Below are 22,336 nucleotides of genomic sequence, written 5' to 3' on the forward strand. Positions count from 1 at the left end.
CCGATATGCCCGGGGGAGGAAGAAGGACTTATGCGTTTGGTCATTCAACGAGTTTTGAAAGCGAGCGTCCAAGTGGGCGCAGAAACAGTGGGACAGTGCAAAAGAGGGTATATGGTCCTTGTTGCCGTCACACACGAGGACACTCAAAAAGATGTCGCCTACTGTGTCGAGAAGACGGCGGGGCTTAGAATATTTGAAGATGAAGAAGAGAAGATGAATCTGTCGATACGGGATATAGGAGGTGAGATCCTCGCTGTTTCACAATTTACCTTGTATGCGGATACCCGAAAGGGAAAACGTCCCTCCTTTGTTCGATCTGCGAGACCCGACTATGCCGAAAAGCTCTACGAAGAGTATGTGGAAGGCTTGAGACAAAGCGGGATTCATGTGGAGACGGGCAGGTTCGGTGCGACCATGCAGGTGGAACTGATCAACGACGGACCTGTTACCATCCTGATCGACAGCAGTAAGCTGTTTTGATCGATCGGCGATTGACATATCTCTGCGAACCTTTTTGAAAAAAGTAGGGGAGGATGATGGCGAAAAACGAGTGAAACGGACTTCTGAACAGCTTCGATGACTTTCCGGAAAAGAGAAGGCGCAGGTGAGAACAGGTCCTCTCTGTGTTGAGAAAGGCGATCTGTGATATATAAAAAGGCGATGGTTCCTATCGCCTTTTAGCAATTGTAGAATAGGACAATACCGTGTAATTCGACAACTCAATATAGCATGATATCATATGAAGAATGAAATCGCTGAAAATGTTGATATGGCGAACTTTTGAATTTTATAAACGGAAAAGAAAGTCGGAAGTTTATTTTTGTGCGGTATTTCCATGGATAAAATGGAGGATGAGATGGAATATAAGAAATTTTCGGAGAATAGGTATGACATCAACAGCTACCTTTTCTTTGACAAAAACACGGGGTTCGCGGCAGTGATCGATCCGGGGATCAATTCAAAGGCCTTGATCACATTTATGGAAGAAAACAACTTGAATCTGTCGATGATCCTGCTCACTCACGGGCATGTCGATCATATCTTGGAGATTCCCGTGCTGTTGGCAAAGTACGATGCAAAGATCTATGCGCATCAGGAGGAAAAAACTCTGTTGGCGGATGCGAGTAAGAACCTTTCGGCAGCGATGGGACCCGCCAAGTTGGAGCTGGACGCCGACTACTATCTGGCGGATGGAGACAGTGTTCGGTTGGAAGACCTTGAGCTCAAGGTGCTTCATACTCCGGGGCACACCAAGGGAGGGATCTGTTTTTACAGCGAGACCGATATTTTCACGGGAGACACCTTGTTTCGCGGCTCGATCGGCAGGACCGACTTATACAGTGGAAACTATGACGAAATGCTCAATTCTCTTGTAAAGCTCTCCAAGCTGGATAGAAACTTGAAAGTATTTCCGGGACATGGAGGAAGCTCGACCCTCCAAAGAGAAGTGGATACAAACCCTTTCTACAGGGGATTGATATAAGAATAGGAGGAAGAACATGGATACCATTCACGGATTGAAAAGAACCAATTACTGTAATGATCTGAATATGGATTTTGTTGACAAAGAAGTGACCTTGATGGGTTGGGTGCAGAGGGCCAGAGACCTCGGAGGGCTCTTGTTTATCGATTTGAGAGACAGGAGCGGACTGGTGCAGATCACCTTTGACGTCAATGATGACAAGACCTTGTTTGAAAAATCGAAGGAAGTGGGCTCCGAATATGTCATTGCCGTTCGCGGAAAGGTCAGGGAGAGGAGTGCGAAGAACCCCAACCTTGCAACCGGAGACATCGAAGTCGTTGCAACCGAACTCAGGATCTTGAACGGGGCAAAGACACCCCCGATCTACATCAAAGATGACGACACCGTATCCGAAGAACTTAGACTGAAATATCGTTATCTCGACCTTAGAAAACCCAAGATGCAGTATAACTTTATGATGAGACACAAGGTCATGCAGGCGGTTCGTAACTTTCTGTCGAGCGAAGGCTTCCTGGAGATCGAGACCCCCATTCTGACCAAGCCCACTCCCGAAGGAGCGAGGGACTACCTTGTGCCCAGTCGTGTCAACAAGGGACACTTCTACGCCCTGCCTCAGTCTCCTCAATTGTTCAAGCAATTGCTTATGACATCGGGGATGGACAGATACTTCCAGATTGCCAAATGCTTCCGTGACGAAGACCTTCGTGCGGACAGACAGCCGGAGTTTACCCAGATAGACTGTGAGATGTCCTTTGTGGAGATCGATGATGTCTTGGATGTGACCGAGAGGTTGATGCAGAAGGTATTCAAGGATGTTCTCGATGTCGATATCAACCTTCCTCTGAAGAGGATGACTTGGCAGGAAGCGATGGATCGATACGGCTCCGACAAGCCCGACATTCGTTTCGGCTTTGAGATCAACGATGTGTCCGAGGTGGTAAAAGACAGCGGATTCAAAGTGTTTGAAGAAGCTCTGACGGCAGGCGGGACTGTAAGAGGGATCAACCTGAATGCGGTAGAAGAACAGTTCTCCAGGAAGGCGATCGATGCCCTCGGAGAAGTAGCCAAACTTTACGGAGCAAAGGGCTTGGCTTGGATCCGAATCAATAAGGAAGGAATCAACTCGCCAATCGCCAAATTCCTGTCCGAAGACTGTATGAAGGACCTCATCGAGAAGATGGGAGGAAAGGAAGGAGACCTTCTCGTCTTCGTTGCGGACAAAACCTCCGTTGCACTCAACGCGCTCGGACATATCCGTCTGGAAGCGGCGAAGAAACTTGACATCATCAACAAGGACGAATTTTCCTTCCTCTACGTGGTCAAGTTCCCCTTGTATGAGTTCGACGAAGAAAACGGACGCTATGTGGCGGCCCACCATCCGTTTACGGCTCCTGTCGATGAAGATATGGATATGTTCGACACCACGCCCGAGAAAATGCACGCGAAGGCCTACGACATCGTGCTGAACGGTGTCGAGCTCGGAGGCGGAAGTATCCGTATCCACACTAAGGAAGTACAGGACAAGATGTTTCAGGTACTCGGATTTACACAGGAAGAAGCGGAGGAAAAATTCGGTTTCCTTCTCAATGCCTTCCAATACGGAACGCCTCCTCACGGCGGGATCGCCTTCGGCCTTGACAGGATGTTGATGCTGATGCTCAAGAGAGACAGCATCCGTGAAGTGATCGCCTTCCCGAAAAATCAAAATGCGATCTGCCCCTTGACCGATGCTCCTGCAGTTGCAGATGAAAAGGCCTTGGATGAATTGGGAGTTGCCGTGGTTAAAGAAAAATAATACTGTTATGGAGATATCGCATAAATCAAAGAACAGAGAAAAACCGGTCTCATGCAAAGAGTAAAATTCTTGGAAGCGTTGCTTTCACAAGGTTTTTGATCTGTATAAAACAAGAGCGAGATATGCCTTTATGCGGTATCTCTCTTATAATATCATTTTTAATATAAGCTGATGTTTCGAATTATGCACTGTTGGCTAAGAATAAAATGAAGACTGAACTCTACATTGCTTCCCTTGAAGTGGAAATAAAATTTTTATTTTAAGAAAATAACTTTTTTACTTCGGAGCTTTAATTTTCGTAGAAAATCATCTTGACAGAAGGGCAAAAAAGGACTATAATCCATTGTAATTAAATATAAATGGCTTTGACGAAGAAGAGTAGCAGAAGATGTTTTGTTCAGAGAGGGAGTGGTCGGTGAAAACTCCTACAAAAGCTTTTGTGAAGACCGCCTTCCAGCCTTTCTCGACCGCGCAAGACCGCCTAAGAGATACGGGTATGCCCGTTACAGCTAAAAGAGTCCCAAATTGGGTGGAACCACGATATCATCGTCCCATGAGCAGTTTTGTTCGTGGGATTTTTTTATTTGGAAGTGGAAAGACAGATAAACTCCTGTACGAGCTTTGAGCTTTGTAAAAAACATCTAATACTCTTACCTGTCTAAATGGTTTATATCAATGGATTGTACTCCGCTGATACCGGGACGATTTTCGTCTCTGCGGGGAGGACGTTGTTGCGTTTCGATCAGGTCTCAGTACAAAATATGTTTTGGTAAATCGGGAGAATAAAAAAGAAAAAGGAGGAATCACCATGATTCAAGTAGTATTGAAAGATGGAAGCAAGAAGGAATTTGAACACGGAGTAAAGGCGATAGAAGTTGCCTCCGCCTTGAGCGAAGGTTTGGCAAGGAGTGCGGTTGCAGCAAAGATCAACGGAGAGGTGAGGGATCTGACAGCTGAAGTTCCTGACGGCGCCAATGTGGAATTTTTGAAGTTTGAAGATGCGGAAGGAAAGGATGTGTTTTGGCATACTTCGACACATATCATGGCACAGGCGGTGAAGCGTCTTTTTCCCGACGCGAGATTCGGGATAGGTCCCGCTTTGGACAACGGTTATTACTACGACATCGATCTGGAGCATAAACTCACTGCCGAAGACTTGGAAGCGATTGAGAAGGAAATGAAGAACATCGTAAAAGAAGACCTTCAGATCAGACGATTCGAACTTCCGCCGGCGGAAGCTAAAAAACTGATGGAAGACAGAGGCGAGATCTATAAGGTAGAGTTGATTGCGGACATCGAGGACAGGGGAGAAAACATTTCTTTCTACGAGCAGGGAGAGTATGTGGATCTGTGCAGCGGTCCCCACCTTCCCAGTACAAAGAAAGTCAAGGCCTTCAAGGTGATGAGCGTAGCGGGAGCCTACTGGAGAGGGGACCAGGCAAATAAACAACTACAAAGATTGTACGGAATCTCGTTTGAAAAGAAAAAAGAGTTGGATGATTATTTGAATTTCTTGGAAGAGGCTAAGCGAAGAGACCATCGAAAGATAGGAAAAGAGTTGGGCTTGTTCACTCTTATGGAAGAAGGTCCGGGTTTCCCGTTCTTCCTGCCCAAGGGCACTGTTCTTAAAAATGAATTGATGAAGTATTGGAGGGAGATCCACTATAAGGACGGCTATGTGGAGATCGAAACCCCCATCATTTTGAGCAGACAGCTTTGGGAGACTTCGGGTCACTGGTTCCACTACAAGGAGAATATGTACACCGTTCAAATCGACGAACAGGATTTTGCAATCAAACCGATGAACTGTCCCGGCTGTATGTTGACTTACAAGACGGAAATGCGTTCTTACAAGGACTTCCCGATAAAGATGGGGGAAGTGGGAAGAGTTCATCGTCACGAGCTTTCCGGAGCTCTTCACGGCTTGATGAGAGTCCGTGCCTTCACTCAGGACGATGCGCATATCTTTATGTTGGAGAGTCAGATCAAGGACGAGATCAAAGGAGTTGCGAAACTTATCGATGAGGTCTATAAGAAGTTCGGTTTCAGCTACCACGTGGAGCTCTCGACGAGACCCGAGGACTTTATGGGCGAGATCGAGCAGTGGGATCAGGCAGAAGCTTCTTTAAAAGAAGCTCTGGATGAATTGGGTCTTCCCTATATCATCAATGAGGGAGACGGAGCCTTCTACGGTCCCAAGATCGACTTCCACTTGAACGACTGCATCGGAAGGACTTGGCAGTGCGGAACCATTCAGTTGGATTACCAGTTGCCTGAACGTTTTGATTTGACCTATGTCGGTCAGGACGGAGAAAAACACAGACCGATCATGATCCACCGCGTCGCTTTTGGAAGTATCGAACGATTTATAGGAATTTTGATCGAGCACTATGAAGGAAAGTTCCCCGTATGGCTATCGCCTGTCCAAGTGAAAATTTTGCCGATTTCCGATAAATATATGGACTATTGCAAGGAAGTATATGATATACTCTATAGTAAGGGTATCCGTGTCGAACTGGATGACAGGGCGGAAAAAATCGGATACAAGATAAGGGAAGCGCAACTTCAAAAAATACCTTATATGTTGGTCCTTGGAGAAAAAGAAGTACAGGATAGTGTGATATCCGTTCGTTCGAGAGATGACGGAGAACTGGGGCAGATGAAGTTGGATGATTTCCTATCTAAGATCGTTGAAGAGATAGAAGAAAGACGCAACTCTATCAAAAAAGAAGAAGAATAGTCGGAACACGGATCTGCATTTCAGGCTTATTCTTCCGTCAGAAAGGATGGTATTCATGATCAAGTTGTGCGAGGAGATACTGCTGAACTCCGATCCTTCTGTTGCAGATTTGTTTGAAAACGACTTCCTCATAAAAATGCTCTCGAACCAACATCCGTGTATGATCCATGCCATAGGTGATAAGAAGACCTCCCTTGCAGACAGGATCGAGTATATCGAGGGTCTGCTCTCGAAAAAAAGAAGGAAGCCCGTTTACCGTATCCTCTACACGGAGGAATATCGGATGCTTGACGAAGAACTGTTCAAGCAGGGTTATGAGAAGGTTAATGAGGGTTCGGTCAAATATATGGACATCCGTAAGATCCAAAAAGAACTCTTCACCTTTGCCACCTTCATCCAGAACGGAGTCTTTGCCGAATCGTCTCTGGAATCTTTCTGGGTGGACAGGTATAGGGAGTTTCACGGGATGAAGGCGGAGCAGTTAAACATCTTTGTTGACAATATGAGACGCTCGCAGGAGGATTTTTATTACTTTACTCTGATGCAGCAAAATACGATGATAGGGCTTGCCTATGCGGCCATGGACAGGGGGATCTTCGCCATCCGTGACGTAGTCGTGGCACCTCGGTATCAAGGTCTGTCCTATGGCAGAAGATTGGTCATGAGTATGCTCAGTTATGCCTTCAAAAATGAGATCGAGCATGTCATCATTCCCATTGATGTCGAGAACGAAGCGGCTAACAAGCTCTTCAACCGTATCGGTTTTGAAAATGCCTATCACTATTGGCAGAGATATAAAAATATACTTGACAAGTAAAACTACACATAGTACAATATAGGAGTTAATCAAGCAGGGATATCCGTCTCTCACCATACAACGAAAGTGTTCGTATGGTTCATATCTGGATTAGATTTCTTATTGTCTACTATGGATATAAGGCGGATTGCTATGCTGTCCGCCTTTTTTTGTGCGGCAAAATCGTAGTTTATATTGGAGGTGTATCGCTATAAAAGAACAACAAATTAACGAAGCAATTCGTGATAAAGAAGTACGGTTGATTGGAGAAGACGGCGAGCAGTTAGGCATCATGTCATCCAGACAGGCGATGGAAATTGCCACAGCTAAAGAATTGGACCTGGTCAAAATCTCGCCCAATGCAAATCCGCCTGTATGTAAGATCATGGATTACGGAAAGTATAAGTATGAATCGGCTAAGAGAGAGAAAGAATCAAAGAAGAAACAAAAAATTGTTGTCCTTAAAGAATTACGACTTCGTCCCTTTGTAGAAGAAAACGACCTTAAGACAAAGGCGAAGATGGGATTGAAGTTCTTGGATAACGGAGACAAGCTGAAGGTGTCGGTGCGTTTCCGTGGAAGAGAATTGGGACATAAAGACATAGGATTCACTGTACTGGAAAAATTTGTTGAATTGATTCGAGAAAAAGGTACACCTGTTGACAAACCCAAAATGGAAGGAAGCAATCTTGTCATCATGATTGAACCGAATAAAAAGTAAAAATATCATAAGGAGGATACATCATGCCAAAGATGAAAACCCATAGAGGTGCAGAAAAAAGATTTAAGATGACCGGTTCCGGGAAACTGAAAAGAGGAAAAGCTTACAAGAGCCACATCCTTACAAAGAAGACTGCTAAGAGAAAGAGAAACCTGAGACAGTCCGGCATTGTAACAAAAGGCGATCAGGATCGTATCTCGAGATTATTACCCTATCTATAAAATTTAACTGTGAGGAGGATGTAACGTGGCTAGAGTAAAAAAAGCGGTAAACGCGAAGAAAAAACATAAAAAAATATTGAAACTTGCAAAGGGATTCCGAGGAGCGAGATCCAAATCCTTTAGGCCTGCAAATGAATTTGTAATGAAGGCATTGAGCCATGCTTATGTGGGAAGAAAACTCAAGAAGAGAGACTTCAGAAAGCTTTGGATCCAAAGGATCAATGCCGGAGCCAGAGCAAACGGCATGAGCTACAGCAAGTTTATTAACGGATTGAAAAAAGCGGGTATTACCTTGAACAGAAAAATGCTTTCTGAAATGGCGATTCATGATCCGCAAGGCTTTGCAGGTTTAGTTGAAGTTGCAAAAAAAGCGGCATAGAGGAAAAGGTTGTTGTGATTTTATTCACAGCGACCTTTTTTTATTACACATTGTCGAAGAGGTTTGTTTATACTATTCTCCGTTTGAAATGTCGGGTATGAAACATCTATCATTGCCAAAAAAACAATTTGATACTATTCTCCAATAAAAGCATGGATATATCTGTTTTTTGACAACGAGAAGCTGTTTTATCTTCTATGGGTCATAGATTGTTTATATCCACAATTCAAAGGAATAATAGTATGAGGAGGATATATTTCAAAGCGTTTAACCTGTCAATTTTAATAGATACAGCATTAACGAGAACCTCTCGCTTGTGTAGCAGTTATACTACTATTCGCTGGAAGTGAAGTTATATTTGCACCTGCAAACACAAAAGTTTGTTTTCTCGCCCGTGGGAATAAAGGGTGCCGGATGATATCCAAAAGTTCAAATAGATAATAGTATAGCGGTATTTTGTACTGTGAGGTGTTTTCTTAAGAGTAGGTATCGTTGCTCTTTAACCGGACTTGCGCGGTGAGAGGAATTGTGCGTGTATTGTTTTTTCGATGCGGAAGGATACATATCGCAACAAATCGAACATCGAAACTTTGAAAAATTAAAACGGAGAGCTTTTCAGTACATTTGTAATAAAAAGATTGTTGGTTTTTTCTTTATTTACACATTTAAAACAACAATCTTGACGAATAATTTTAGAAAAATGAAAAAATAATCATGGAAATTTTAAAATAACCTTGGAATATTTCTATGGTTATCATATAATGAAAGGGTAAAGGAGAGAAGTTTGGAAAGGAGAGTAGCCATGAACTTTGAAAAAGTATCGGTTGAGAAGCAGGAACGGATCTGTATTGTAAAGATCAATAATCCTAAAGCATTAAATGCTCTCAACTCTCAAGTGATCGAAGAACTGAATCAGGCATTTGACAACATAGCGGCGGACGATGACATCGATGTTGTGATTTTGACCGGAGAAGGCAAGGCCTTTGTTGCGGGAGCGGACATCTCGCAGATGAGCACTCTGAATGCGGAGCAAGGTAAGGAGTTTGCGATTGCGGGTGCAAAGGTATTTCGCAAAATAGAACTGCTCAACAAAGTGGTAATAGCGGCTGTAAACGGGTTTGCCTTAGGTGGTGGTTGTGAACTTTCGATGGCCTGCGATATTCGTATTGCTTCCTCCAAGGCGAAATTCGGTCAACCGGAAGTAGGTTTGGGAATTACCCCCGGATTTTCCGGAACTCAGAGGTTGCCGAGGATCGTAGGACTTGGAATAGCGAAGGAATTGATTTATACGGCTGATATCATCGATGCGAATGAGGCCCATCGTATAGGTTTGGTCAACAAAGTCGTCGAGCCGGAAGAACTTATGGACAAAGCGCTTGAAATGGCTAAAAAAATTGCATCAAAAGGGCAGATCGCTGTCAGAAACTCCAAAGAGTGTATCAACCGCGGTATCGAGACCGATATCGAGACGGGAGTGTACTACGAAGCTGCCCTGTTCGGGATGTGTTTTGCGACCGAAGACCAAAAAGAAGGAATGAAGGCCTTTCTGGAAAAGAGACCTCCGGTCTTTAAAAAGCAATAGACACAACGATTGGAGCACACCTTTGAAATAGTGTGGTATGGAGTGTAGAGGACGGTTTTCGTCTTTGCTCCGACAAATAAACAAAGCATGTAAAATGGAGGGAAGTATCATGAAAGTATGTGTAGTCGGAACGGGTACAATGGCTAGTGGAATTACTCAAACTTTTGCTGTAAAGGGATTTGAAGTTATTGAGAGAGGTAGAAGAGAGTCTTCCATCGAAAAATCCAGGGCAGGAATCGAGAAAAATCTGGAAAAACTCGTTTCCAAAGGAAAGATGGAAGATGCGGCGAGAAATGACGCCTTGGCCAAGATTACTTACACAATGGATTTCAACGAATGCAAAGACGCCGATCTGTTTATTGAGGTAGTAGCGGAAGATATGCCTACCAAGCACGAGCTTATTGCACAGATCGAGGAAGTTGCAAAAGACAGTGCCATTATTGCAACAAACACATCTTCACTTTCCATTACGGAAATTGCGGCACCTACAAAAAATCCGTCCAGAATCATAGGAATGCACTTCTTCAATCCTGTTCCTATGATGAAACTTGTTGAGATTATCAAGGGTCAAGTAACAAGTGATGAGGTTCATGACAAGGTATACCAAATCTCTCAAGAGATTGGGAAAACCCCTGTCAGTGTAAACGAAGCACCGGGATTTGTTGTAAACAGGGTACTGATCCCCATGATCAACGAAGCTGTAGGTATTCTGGCAGACGGTGTAGCGAGCAAAGAAGAGATCGACACCGCTATGAAACTGGGTGCGAACCATCCGATGGGACCTTTGGAGCTTGGAGACTTGATCGGTTTGGATGTCGTGTTGGCGATCATGGATGTACTCTACAACGAGTTCGGAGATCCGAAGTACAGAGCACACACCCTGCTTCGCAAACTTGTTCGTGCAGGAAAACTCGGAAGAAAAACCAAAGAAGGATTCTACGATTATCACTAGAAAATTTTTGAGACTTGGAGTAATATAAAAGCAGTACAATCGCCAGATTGTGTATCAAATTTTAAGGAGGAAGTATGAGTATGAGAGAAGTTGTAATCGCAAGTGCCGTAAGAACGGCTATCGGAAGTTTCGGAGGAGCATTTAAAGATGTTCCGGCTGTAGATTTGGGAGTTGCAGCGGCAAAAGAAGCAATCAGCAGAGCAAACATCAAACCGGAGATGATCGATGAGTCCTACATCGGCAATGTATTGTCCGCAGGACTTGGACAAAACGTTGCAAGACAGGTTGCTTTGGGAGCCGGCATTCCTATCGAAAAACCGGCGATGACTATTAATATGGTCTGCGGTTCGGGACTTAGAACCGTGTCCTTGGCTGCTCAGCTCATCGGAGCGGGAGATGCGGATATCATCCTTGCCGGAGGAACCGAAAATATGAGCATGGCTCCTTATACCATTCCGAATGCAAGATGGGGAGCGAGAATGGGAGATAAGGGTATCGTTGACACCATGGTTAATGACGGATTGACCGACGTATTCAACCACTATCATATGGGTATTACTGCAGAAAACATCAACGAGCAGTGGGGACTCAGCAGAGAAGAGCAGGATGAACTTGCATTGGCGTCTCAGTTACATGCGGAAGCGGCTCAAAACGAAGGAAAGTTTGTGGAAGAAATCGTACCTTACACCATCAGTACAAGAAAAGGCGATGTTGTCGTAGAGAAAGATGAGTTTATCAAACCCGGAATGACAATGGAAAAACTTGCAAAGTTAAAGCCCGCCTTCAAAAAAGACGGTAGTGTAACGGCAGGTAACGCTTCGGGTATCAACGACGGAGCTGCAATGCTTGTCATTATGTCCAAAGAAAAAGCGGATGAGCTTGGAATTACTCCTTTAGCCACCATCGTATCTTACGCGAGTGCAGGGGTTGACCCGAGTATTATGGGAATCGGACCTGTTCCGGCAAGCAAAAAAGCATTGGAAAAAGCCGGACTTACGATCGATGATATGGACTTGATCGAAGCGAACGAGGCGTTCGCGGCACAATCCTGTGCAGTAGTCAAAGATCTCAACATTCCAAGAGAAAAATTGAACGTAAACGGAGGAGCGATTGCTCTTGGTCACCCGATCGGTGCATCCGGAGCGAGGATTCTTGTGACCCTTCTTCATGAAATGAAGAGAAGAGATGTTAAGCACGGTCTTGCAACTCTTTGTATCGGCGGAGGAATGGGAACCTCTCTTATCGTAAGAAGATAGTAAAATAAAAGTAAAATACTGCACTTTTTTGAAAAAGTGCAGTATTTTACTATTTGCTCAAAATTACAGAAAAATCTTTTAATAATTGCAAAACAATTTACAGAAAATATAGTCCGAAAAGAATAATTCTGACTATTATTGCCAAAAATCAGTATTCAGGGAGATATATTGAAATATTGTTAAAAAAATATTAAAAATAGCTTGGAAATTTTCTCAATAAGCTATATACTAATAGAGTATATGTTGTGAAATGGTTTTACATAAAACAACAACAAGATTTTACAACAAATTCAATATATTATCCAAAATTAAGGAGGAAAAAACATGGATTTCGGTTTGTCAAAACAACATATTTTAATGCAACAAATGTTGCAGGAATTCGCTCAAAACGAAGTGAAGCCGCTTGCCGCAGACGTTGATGAAGAGGAAAGATTTCCGGAAGAGACCGTAGCTAAGATGCAAAAAGCCGGTTTCTTGGGAATCCCCTTTCCCAAAGAGTATTCAGGAGAAGGCGGAGACTATCTTGCTTACATCATGGCTGTAGAAGAGCTTTCCAAGGTCTGTGCTACTACGGGAGTTATCGTTTCGGCACACACATCTCTGTGCTGTGCACCGATTTATGAGCACGGAACGGAAGAGCAAAAGCAAAAGTTCCTTGCACCCCTGATCAGCGGAAAGAAATTGGGTGCCTTCGGTTTGACTGAGCCCAACGCAGGAACAGATGCTGCGGGACAACAGACCACAGCTGTTTTGGATGGAGATGAGTGGGTTCTTAACGGAACAAAGATCTTCATTACAAACGCAATCTATGCGGATACCTATATCGTAATGGCTATGACAGACAAATCTCAAGGAACAAGAGGAATTTCGGCCTTCATCGTAGAAAAAGGAACTCCGGGATTCAGCTTCGGACTGAAAGAAAAGAAAATGGGTATTCGAGGATCCGCAACCGCAGAGCTTGTATTTGAAAACTGCAGAATTCCTAAAGAAAACCTTCTTGGACAATTAGGAAAAGGCTTCAAGATTGCAATGCAGACCCTTGACGGAGGACGTATCGGTATCGCTGCTCAAGCACTTGGAATTGCTGAAGGAGCTTTGGATGAGGCAGTTGCTTATGTAAAAGAGAGAAGACAGTTCGGCCGTCCGTTGTCCAAATTCCAAAACACACAATTCCAACTGGCAGATATGTCCGCAAGAGTGGAGGCTGCTAAAAACCTTGTTTACAAGGCAGCTTGGAAAAAACAGAACAAACTTCCTTACAGCGTGGATGCCGCTACCGCTAAATTGTTTGCAGCAGAGACCGCAATGTATGTAACGACAAAAGCAGTTCAACTGTTTGGTGGATACGGATATACAAGAGATTATCCGGTTGAAAGAATGATGAGAGATGCGAAGATAACCGAGATCTACGAAGGAACTTCAGAAGTTCAAAGAATGGTTATTGCAGGAAGTTTATTGAAATAAGAAAGGGGAACATGACAAATGAAGATCGTAGTTTGTATAAAACAAGTACCGGATACAACCGAAGTTAAGATTGACCCGAAAACAAATACATTGATCCGTGACGGAGTACCGTCCATTATCAACCCTGACGATAAAGCGGGATTGGAAGCTGCTCTTAGAATCAAAGATGAGACAGGAGCGGAAGTAACCGTTCTTTCCATGGGACCTCCACAAGCCGACATTGCGCTTAGAGAAGCTCTGGCAATGGGAGCGGACAGAGCCATCCTTGTTTCCGACAGAGCATTCGGAGGAGCGGACACTTGGGCGACTTCCTCAACTATTGCAGGAGCACTCAAGAAGTTGGAGTATGATTTGGTCATTGCAGGACGTCAGGCGATTGACGGAGATACCGCACAGGTAGGACCTCAAATCGCAGAACACCTTAAATTACCTTCCGTAACTTATGCAGAAGACATTAAGTTGGAAGAAGGCGCAGTTGTAATCAAGAGACACTTTGAAGACAGATATCACTTGATCAGAGTAAAAACTCCCTGCCTGATCACCGCATTGAAAGAACTGAATGAGCCCAGATATATGAAAGTATCGGGAATCTTTGATGCATACGGTGAAAAAGAAGTTGAAGTTTGGGGAGCGGCGGATATTGATGTAGATCCGAGCAACCTGGGATTGAAAGGTTCACCGACCAAGGTTAAAAAATCCTTTACCAAGGGAGCAAAAACGGCAGGAAAACTGTTTGACAACCTTGCTCCGGCAGATGCGGCAAAATTGATTGTCGAAAAACTTCATGAAAAATATATTTTCTAAGGCATTGGAACAAACTGTACGAATGAAAACGATTAAATGTTGAATATAGGAGGGATTTTTGTGAACCTTTCAGATTTTAAAGGTGTTTTGGTATTCACGGAGCAAAGAGACGGAGAACTACAAAAAGTTGCTTTGGAACTTGTAGGAGAAGCAAGAAGATTGGCTGATATATTGGGACAGGAAGTAATTGCGGCACTGATTGGAGACAATGTAGGGGGACTTAAAGACACATTGATTTCCCATGGAGCGGACAAGGTAGTAAGAGTGGACAATCCGATGCTTCACTACTTTGTGACCGAGCCTTACACGAAGGCGATGATCGCTGTGATCGAAAAAGTAAAACCTGCGATCGTACTCTTCGGAGCAACCTCCATCGGACGTGACCTCGCTCCCAGAGTATCTGCAAGATGGCATACAGGTTTGACCGCAGACTGCACAAGTCTGGCTATCGAAGAAGGAACTCAAAACCTTTTGATGACTCGTCCGGCTTTTGGAGGAAACATCATGGCTACCATCGCTTGTCCGGACTTCAGACCTCAAATGTCTACCGTTCGTCCGGGGGTTATGCAAAAACTGGATGCAGATCCAAACAGAACAGGTGAAATGATCGACTTGAACGTTGAGTTTACCGATGTGGACATGAACGTTGAGATCATTGAAGAAGTAAAAGAAACCCAAAAACGTGTCAACATCGAAGAAGCGGAGATCCTTGTATCTGCAGGTCGTGGAGTCGGTGGAGCCGACAAGTTGGGACCTTTGGAAGATCTTGCAGAAGTATTGGGCGGAAACGTATCCGGTTCTCGTGCAACCATCGATAGCGGTTGGTTGCCTAAGGAGCGTCAAGTAGGACAAACGGGAAAAACCGTTCGTCCGACCCTGTATATGGCTTGCGGTATCTCCGGAGCGATTCAGCACTTGGCAGGTATGGAAGAGTCCGACTTCATCGTTGCGATCAACAAAAACCCTGAAGCACCGATCTTTGAAGTTGCAGATGTAGGAGTAGTAGGAGACCTTCACAAGATTCTGCCCTTGTTGACAGAAGAACTTAAGAAAATGAAGGCAGCTGAAGAAAGCAAATAAACCAAATAAAACTTTTGTAAAAAGACCTGTGTACACAGGTCTTTTTTTATCGGATCTTTTGTTTTATACTATTTTTCAATAGAAGTATGGATATATCTATTTTTCAATGACGAAAAACTATGTTGTCTTCTATGGGTCACAGATTGTTTATATCCACGATTTAAAAGGATAGTAGTATTACATTTGTGCGGTATTGCTCTATTATTCAATTGAAATGAAAAAAGTCCGTTCGATCCTGCTTCAGATCTTCTCTTCGTCTGTATGCCGTTGTATAAAAAAGTTGACATAAGAATTGAAATGACTTAATATTATACATAGATAAACGATATCTTCCACCATAAAAAATATACTTGAAGGGATAGGAAGCTCGTGTCCACAAGGCTCAAACAATGTGTTTCAAAATCAATTCTTGTTTTTTCCGATTGAACCTGTAACTGTTTGGAAGAAGATTCGAAAGGTGATGACTGCGGTTTTAGGGCATGCTGTAATTCGGTATCGAGGAACTGTACTCTATGGACTTTGAGAAGGTAGTTAGTCTGTAGAGTGAGATATTTATACACCTTGATTGAACAATACCGGGAAGAGGGATGTCGAGAATATGAGGTTGTAATCATTGCCTTGGTTTTGAGTACAAAGGGCTTAAAAAAATTATGTATTGTTTTGTACTCCATTGCCTTTTGAAAACATAGAGGAAGTTAAAGTTTGAAAGGGTGGTATTTTGGAGAGAAGATATCAAAAGCGACATAAAGCGGATGGAGGTAGACTATGAAGTGCAGAAATTGTAATGCTAAACTTGAAGAAGGTGCCTTGTTTTGTACGCAGTGTGGAACAAAGATAGAGGAGCAACTGGAGTTTCAAGAAGAGCCGAACAAGGAAGTTGAGAGAGAAAAACCGTTTGCCCAAGAGCCTATACAAGAGGTAGATCAAGCAATACATCAGGAGGATGTCAAAGAAGAAACCGTTGTTGAAATGCCGGATCTTAAAACGAAGATAAACCTTGAGAAAGAGACGGATGAGAAGGCTTCCTCCGCTGCCAAAGAAGAGATGTTTGAGGCGCAACAACCGCCGGATGAACATATAGAGATGCACGGGATTACAGTTGAAGAAGTTCCCGTATCACAGGAGCTTGTGGTCCAGAAGGAGTTTGTCTTCTGCGGCCACTGTGGAACGAGGATGGAAGCAGGAGGTATGTTCTGCGAAAATTGCGGAAAACCTCTATCGGAAGAACCCTTGCTTTCTTCACAAAATTCCAAGAAGGCTCTGCCTGTTAAGAAGATCTTGGCTGTGCTTGTTGTCCTTGCTCTCGTCTTTGTGGGGGTACAGGGGGTAAGGCAGTTGTTTTCAGGATTCGGAAAGGGGAAGGCTGCAAAAGAGGTTTACTATCTCAAGGGAAGTGAGATGTATTGTATCAAACCGGATAGCAAAAAAACGGAACCTGTTCTTTATGCCGAAAACATTTATCTTGAAGAAGGTGTTGAGGAAGTATACGGTTGGAACTATCTCTATCAGTTGAAGAGCAAGGACGGTAAAATCAATTTCATCGTTGAAGACTACAACACGATGGTCGGGACCTTCACCCTCTCCTACAAGATAGGAAATAAAGAGAAACAGGAGATCGACGATGATGTTGAATCCTATATCGTAACAGACGACAACAAGGTCCTCTATATAAAAAATGAGAACCTCTACCTGTCGGATCTCAAAAACAGGGAGAAGATCGCTTCCGGAGTAATGGACTATCTCCTCGATAAGGATCAAAAAATCATCCTGTGGACGGAGCCCGAGTCCGCTTCCGCCTCTTCAGAGGTTAAGTATTCCCTTTATTATCAAGACATCCGGATGAAGAAGGATAAGGTGGAATTGGAAGATGATATCACTGCACTTCTATCTCACAGTGAAGACTTCAGTAAGCTGTTGATTCGAAAAGACGATGCTTTGTATATGATCAGAAATTTGAAGGATGAAGAAAAACTTGTCGATGATGTGGAAAGTGTTTACTCTATAGATTTTGACAAGGAGAGTTTCTACTATACGCAGAGCAATAAGATCAAAATAAAGGCGATGGATGCTGTCATCGATGATATGAAAGCGAAGGATGCGGCAATGAAGGAGCCGAACCGTAAAGACTATGAAAAAACGGAAACATCCCAAGGATTTTTCTCCTACACCTATACAACAGTCGATGATAAATACTACGAAGACAAAAGGCTCTATGATGAAAAACAGCAGAGGGATCGTTTGAGAACTTCTTTGCAGAGGAAGACCTTGGAGCTGGACGGTTCAAAACTTTATTACTACACGGGCAAAGATAAACAACTTATTAAAGAAGATGTTTTGATGATAGGAGGAGAACAGTTCAACGAGGAAAAATCGGAGTACTATATCATCTATTATGCTCTTGATACGGAAACCGAGAATAAAATAAAACTCTCCGAGATCACATATGAAGGGTATTTGGAGAGCCAACTCTGGACTCTTCGGGAAGCGGTCAAAAAACCTTTCTTAAACATGGCGGGTAAAGATATTGAGTTAAAAGTGGATAAGGATGTGAGCTACATCTATCCTTATGAAGTATCGGGAACAGAGCTCTATGCCACTGTAAACAAACTGATCGATACGGAAGAAGCTAAAGATGCACTGGTGTCCATTTCACTAAGCGACAAAGATGCCGGAACCGTCACCGAAAAGGATGATAATGTAAACAATATCTATTCCATCGAAGATGGAAATGTATACTACTTTAAGAATCGTCCGGATTCTTTTGAAAGCCTTGTGTTTTCGGGAGACTTCTATCGTAATGGAGAGCTTTTGGCAGAAGAAGTAAGAGAAGTACGCTTCTTAAAGGATAAGTCCGGGATCTTGGTCTTGTCGGAGGGGGATCTCTTCCTCTTGAAAGGAAAGGATAGGAAAAAAATCGCTGATGATGTCGAATTTTTCTCATTCTTCGATGAAAGATCCATCGTTGTGTTGAGAGACTATAACCGTGATCGAATGGAAGGAGATCTGGAATATTTTAACGGAAAAGAACTCAAACCCTTGGATACGGATGTAAAAATGATTGTCGATCATGTCGAATAAGGAGCGGTGCCCCCTGTATCGGGGGCATAGATTCAAGGAGGCGATTGTATGTTTTGCACAAAATGCGGAAACACAATATCGAAAGAAACAAAGTTTTGCACAAAATGCGGTGCTCCTGTTGCGAATAATAGTGTAAGCGGCAAGAGAGAAGTACCCGCAAAAAGCAAAAAAAGCGGGATTTTGGTAAACCTTCTCTTTGTTCTTCTGTCCCTGCTGATCATTGCGCTAATAGCAGGAATGGGCTACTTTGTATTCAAGAATTTCCCAAGTCCCTTCTCCTCAAACAAAACGGTAGAGCATGAGGAAACGGAATGGAAGACGGAAAAATCAAAGGATGATGATGAAAAGAAAGAAGAGGAGGATACTTCGTCGAATTCAAAGGAAGAAGGTTCAATGTCACAGGAACAGGAAGAAACATCCGGAGCCGAACAACCGTCTAAAACCGAAGTTCAACCGGGACAGTCCATTGAAAACGGAATCCAACCGAGCCAACCTCCCAATTCTGCAATGGCAGGTTTTATGATCTCGGACAGTGCGGTGCGTTACTTGGCAAAGGAAGACCTCTACGGTTTGAGCAAAGAACAACTTCGAATTGCAAGAAATGAAATCTATGCAAGACATGGAAGAAAATTCAAGGATGAGGCCCTACAGGATTACTTCAACAGTCAGGAATGGTATATGCCCCTGATAGAGGCCGATGAGTTCGATAAGATGGTAAAACTCAGTGATGTGGAGCGAAAGAACCTCGACTTGATCAAATCGGTTGAGAACTCCATGCCTTAATGAATATAAGACCACAACGAATATTGAAAGTAGAAAAGCTCCCTGTTTCGAGCATTGACTTTAAAGAAAAGGAGACAGGGAGAAGTTTCATATAGGAGAAGAATGGAGCAGAGTCTTTTGGACAGGATAAGTTGAGCAAGTATTTCCAAGAGCATTAAAATCAGGCAAAAAGCCGGTGCTTTCACACATCGATATTCTTACCGATTTCAGCTGTGCGGTTAACTCGTTTGTATTATGATAAAAACACAAACGAAGGGTAACTATCAATATGCGATTACACCGGTGTAATCTTGCTTTTTATATGGATATAAGGTCTTTTTCTTCAAAAGAGAAACCGGACCGGACAGGAAGGAGAATGTTAAATGGCGGATATTTTTTCGAAGGGATTGACGACCCTCAATGTCGCAACCTCGACTTTTTTGGAAGAAAAGAAGATTCAAACTCATATAGACAGTTTGAATGAGGAGATCGCCCTCCTTGAGAGAGAAATCGGAAACTTTGTCTTTAGATCATGGGCGGATCACCAGGATGTTTCTGTGGAATCTTTTAAAGATAAGTTGGAGCTGATTTTGCAAAATCAAAAGAAGATTTTGGAGTGTAACGAGAATATAGAAGAACTTAGGAAGAAAAAGCATGAGATCTTGGGAACCAAGCAAAAAGGATTTTGCCCCAACTGCGGAGAGCCGCACGAAGCGACGATGAACTTCTGCAAAAAATGTGGAAGCAAACTTTCTTAAGTAAAAGTGCAGGACAAACTCGGAGATAGCGTGGAGGTGGCTTTGTGAGCAATGACTTCCACATATTATCTCTTGTTGAACATACTGTGAAGTCGGTCGATGTTTTTGTGCTATCGGCTTGAGTCGGAACAAACAGAAATCTCTATGGTTATCATAACGAAAAGATAAGCATAGAGATTTTTTGTGGACAGGCAGAAGGCTTGAACTATAAATAATTCTAAACCTTCGATCAAATCTATGATATAATAAAAAGAACGGGTAGAAAAATCGGAGGAGAGAAGGAGGAAGATCATGCGTCCTATTGTTGCAATCGTAGGAAGACCCAATGTCGGCAAATCGACATTGTTCAATAAATTGGTAGGAAGTCGCGTAGCCATCGTCGAAGACACGCCGGGAGTAACACGCGACAGAATATACGGGGAGGCGGAGTGGCTGTCCAAGTACTTTACCGTTATCGACACGGGAGGGATTGACACGCAGTCCGATGAGATTATTCCCGCAAAGATGAGACAGCAGGCGGAGCTTGCGATGGATATGGCGACCGTCATCCTCTTCGTCGTCAACGGAAGGGACGGAGTAACGCCTCAGGACAGGGATATCGCCCTGCAATTGAAAAAGACGAAGAAACCTGTTGTTTTGGTCGTAAATAAGGTAGATAATAAGAATCTGCCCGAGGACTTCTATGACTTTTATGAGCTTGGGATCGGTGAACCCATAGCGATATCCGCAGCAGTAGGACTTGGGATAGGGGACCTCCTCGACATCGTAATCGAGCACTTCGATGCGGATGCCGATACCGAGCAGGACGAAGATCTGATTAAGGTCGCCATCGTCGGCAAACCCAATGCCGGCAAGTCCTCCATCCTCAATCGAACTCTTGGAGAAGAACGGGTCATCGTCAGCCCGATTGCAGGCACAACGAGGGATGCGATAGATACCTATGTTACCATCAACGAACAAAGATACCTCTTCATCGATACGGCGGGAATAAGGAAGAGGAGCAAGATCGATGAAAATGTCGAGAAATACTCCGTCATCCGCTCCTATGCCGCGGTCGAACGTGCTCATGTCGTCCTTATGATCATCGATGCACAGACAGGGATCAGCGAACAGGACAGCAAGATCGCAGGGATCGCCCACAACTTGGGCAAGGCCGTCGTCATCGTCGTCAACAAGTGGGATCTGATCGAAAAAGATAACAACAGTGTCAAAGAATATACCGCATCTATTCGGGAAGAGCTGCCCTTTATGACATATGCGCCTATCATCTTCATCTCCGCGGTTACGGGGCAGAGATTCGATAAGATTGTAGAGATGATCAACCTCGTCTACGCGGAATCGATCAAGAGGGTCGCAACGGGGCTTCTCAACGATGTCATAGGAGAAGCGGTCATTATGAACCAACCTCCCTCCGATAAGGGCAAGAGACTCAAGATCTACTACGCTACACAGGTTAGCGTCCAGCCGCCGTCCTTCAGCGTCTTTATCAACGATAAGGACCTCTTTCACTTCTCTTACCAGAGATATTTGGAGAACAAAATTCGTGAGAACTTCGGGTTTGAAGGAACGCCGATTGTATTTTTTAAACGGGAAAAAAGGAGCTAATCGATGTCATTTTGGGAAATCTATAATTGGAAATTCGTGCTTTTGTTGATCCTCATTGCCTACCTCGTCGGGAACATCTCACCTTCCTATCTTTTGGCAAAGAGGCGGAAGAACATCGACATCCGCACCGTCGGTTCGGGCAACGCCGGCACGACCAACACCCTTCGCTATATGGGCAAGAAGGCGGCCGTGATCGTACTTCTCATCGATGCCTTAAAGGGATCGGCGGCGTCCTATATGGGCTACCGCTTGGGCGGAATCGAGATAGGATACCTCTGTGCTCTGGCTGTGATCGTGGGCCACGTGTTTCCCGCTCTTTTGAAGTTCAAAGGAGGAAAAGGAGTTGCCACTTCGATCGGCTCGATTGTCGTCTTGGCACCCTACCTTGTCTTGGTTGCACTGATTATTGCCCTTCTGGTTATTTGGAAAACACGCTATGTCAGCTTGGGAGCGATGACGGGAGTCTTTCTCTACACCGTGTTGATGATAGCGACCGGAGCGAGGGGAATCCCTTTAGCAGTGGCGATCCTGCTATCGGTCTTTATTGCCTTTACGCACCGAAGCAATATTGTAAGACTCAAAAACAAAACCGAGAGAAAACTGGGTGAGAAGGTCGAATAAAACTCATTCGTCTAAAGAACGCAACAACGAAGGAGACACTAAAGACAATACCGCATAATTTGAAACAGCGGAAGAACTTCCGTTTTTCCCGGACAGATATATTTTCGGAAAGGATCGCTTATACTATTTTTCGTTTGAAATCTCAGGTCATAGAATATATTATTACCGGAAAACGATTCGGATTGATCGTATGCTTCAAAGTACTCAGGTAGTCACTTTAAATAGACAATAGTATCAGA

General features: G+C 43.7%; 19 protein-coding genes and 1 other annotated feature. All 19 genes read left to right on the forward strand.

The annotated features are described in order from the left end of the window. Positions 1–30 precede the first annotated feature (30 nt). The 19 genes from dtd (at position 31) to plsY (ending at position 22,097) form a co-directional block, all read left to right on the forward strand. A complete protein-coding gene (gene dtd / locus ACFO4R_RS09125; RefSeq protein ID WP_379788787.1) occupies positions 31–480 on the forward strand; it encodes a D-aminoacyl-tRNA deacylase in 450 nt (149 codons plus the stop codon). 376 nt (positions 481–856) lie between these two features. Next, positions 857–1,483 carry an MBL fold metallo-hydrolase gene (locus tag ACFO4R_RS09130; RefSeq protein ID WP_379788788.1) on the forward strand — a complete coding sequence of 209 codons (627 nt, stop codon included), beginning with the start codon at positions 857–859 and terminating at the stop codon, positions 1,481–1,483. A gap of 16 nt (positions 1,484–1,499) precedes the next feature. Further along, entirely contained in the window at positions 1,500–3,278 is a 1,779-nt protein-coding gene (gene aspS / locus ACFO4R_RS09135) for an aspartate--tRNA ligase (RefSeq protein ID WP_379788789.1), read from the forward strand. Positions 3,279–3,634: 356 nt separating this feature from the next. Beyond that, positions 3,635–3,835, forward strand: a binding site (T-box leader). Between the two features lie 251 nt (positions 3,836–4,086). Then, entirely contained in the window at positions 4,087–6,018 is a 1,932-nt protein-coding gene (gene thrS, locus ACFO4R_RS09140; protein ID WP_379788790.1) for a threonine--tRNA ligase, read from the forward strand. Between the two features lie 55 nt (positions 6,019–6,073). Continuing rightward, on the forward strand, positions 6,074–6,835 hold the full coding sequence (locus ACFO4R_RS09145) for a GNAT family N-acetyltransferase (protein WP_379788791.1): 762 nt from the start codon (positions 6,074–6,076) through the stop codon (positions 6,833–6,835). Between the two features lie 151 nt (positions 6,836–6,986). Then, on the forward strand, positions 6,987–7,535 hold the full coding sequence (gene infC / locus ACFO4R_RS09150; protein WP_465254262.1) for a translation initiation factor IF-3: 549 nt from the start codon (positions 6,987–6,989) through the stop codon (positions 7,533–7,535). 23 nt (positions 7,536–7,558) lie between these two features. Beyond that, on the forward strand, positions 7,559–7,756 hold the full coding sequence (gene rpmI / locus ACFO4R_RS09155; protein ID WP_379788792.1) for a 50S ribosomal protein L35: 198 nt from the start codon (positions 7,559–7,561) through the stop codon (positions 7,754–7,756). A 25-nt stretch (positions 7,757–7,781) separates the two neighbouring features. Further along, complete coding sequence (gene rplT, locus ACFO4R_RS09160) at positions 7,782–8,135, forward strand: 50S ribosomal protein L20 (RefSeq protein WP_379788793.1); 354 nt, start codon at positions 7,782–7,784, stop codon at positions 8,133–8,135. A gap of 802 nt (positions 8,136–8,937) precedes the next feature. Continuing rightward, on the forward strand, positions 8,938–9,717 hold the full coding sequence (locus ACFO4R_RS09165; protein WP_379788794.1) for a short-chain-enoyl-CoA hydratase: 780 nt from the start codon (positions 8,938–8,940) through the stop codon (positions 9,715–9,717). A gap of 109 nt (positions 9,718–9,826) precedes the next feature. Beyond that, positions 9,827–10,669 carry a 3-hydroxybutyryl-CoA dehydrogenase gene (locus ACFO4R_RS09170; protein ID WP_379788795.1) on the forward strand — a complete coding sequence of 281 codons (843 nt, stop codon included), beginning with the start codon at positions 9,827–9,829 and terminating at the stop codon, positions 10,667–10,669. Between the two features lie 80 nt (positions 10,670–10,749). Further along, entirely contained in the window at positions 10,750–11,925 is a 1,176-nt protein-coding gene (locus ACFO4R_RS09175; protein ID WP_379788838.1) for an acetyl-CoA C-acetyltransferase, read from the forward strand. A gap of 324 nt (positions 11,926–12,249) precedes the next feature. Next, entirely contained in the window at positions 12,250–13,389 is a 1,140-nt protein-coding gene (locus ACFO4R_RS09180; RefSeq protein ID WP_379788796.1) for an acyl-CoA dehydrogenase, read from the forward strand. 18 nt (positions 13,390–13,407) lie between these two features. After that, a complete protein-coding gene (locus ACFO4R_RS09185; protein ID WP_379788797.1) occupies positions 13,408–14,193 on the forward strand; it encodes an electron transfer flavoprotein subunit beta in 786 nt (261 codons plus the stop codon). Positions 14,194–14,253: 60 nt separating this feature from the next. Beyond that, entirely contained in the window at positions 14,254–15,273 is a 1,020-nt protein-coding gene (locus tag ACFO4R_RS09190; protein WP_379788798.1) for an electron transfer flavoprotein subunit alpha/FixB family protein, read from the forward strand. Between the two features lie 765 nt (positions 15,274–16,038). Then, the gene (locus ACFO4R_RS09195) at positions 16,039–18,351 is read left to right on the forward strand and encodes a zinc ribbon domain-containing protein (RefSeq protein ID WP_379788799.1); all 2,313 of its coding nucleotides are present in this window, start codon (positions 16,039–16,041) and stop codon (positions 18,349–18,351) included. Between the two features lie 48 nt (positions 18,352–18,399). After that, positions 18,400–19,134, forward strand: coding sequence for a YARHG domain-containing protein (locus tag ACFO4R_RS09200; RefSeq protein WP_379788800.1), 735 nt, complete (start codon positions 18,400–18,402; stop codon positions 19,132–19,134). Between the two features lie 362 nt (positions 19,135–19,496). Further along, on the forward strand, positions 19,497–19,871 hold the full coding sequence (locus ACFO4R_RS09205) for a zinc ribbon domain-containing protein (RefSeq protein WP_379788801.1): 375 nt from the start codon (positions 19,497–19,499) through the stop codon (positions 19,869–19,871). 291 nt (positions 19,872–20,162) lie between these two features. After that, a complete protein-coding gene (der, locus tag ACFO4R_RS09210; protein ID WP_379788802.1) occupies positions 20,163–21,476 on the forward strand; it encodes a ribosome biogenesis GTPase Der in 1,314 nt (437 codons plus the stop codon). 3 nt (positions 21,477–21,479) lie between these two features. Beyond that, positions 21,480–22,097 carry a glycerol-3-phosphate 1-O-acyltransferase PlsY gene (plsY, locus tag ACFO4R_RS09215; RefSeq protein ID WP_379788803.1) on the forward strand — a complete coding sequence of 206 codons (618 nt, stop codon included), beginning with the start codon at positions 21,480–21,482 and terminating at the stop codon, positions 22,095–22,097. Positions 22,098–22,336 lie beyond the last annotated feature (239 nt).

The sequence above is a fragment of the Filifactor villosus genome, from assembly GCF_042652965.1.
In the GTDB taxonomy this organism is placed as follows: Bacteria; Bacillota; Clostridia; order Peptostreptococcales; family Filifactoraceae; genus Filifactor; species Filifactor villosus.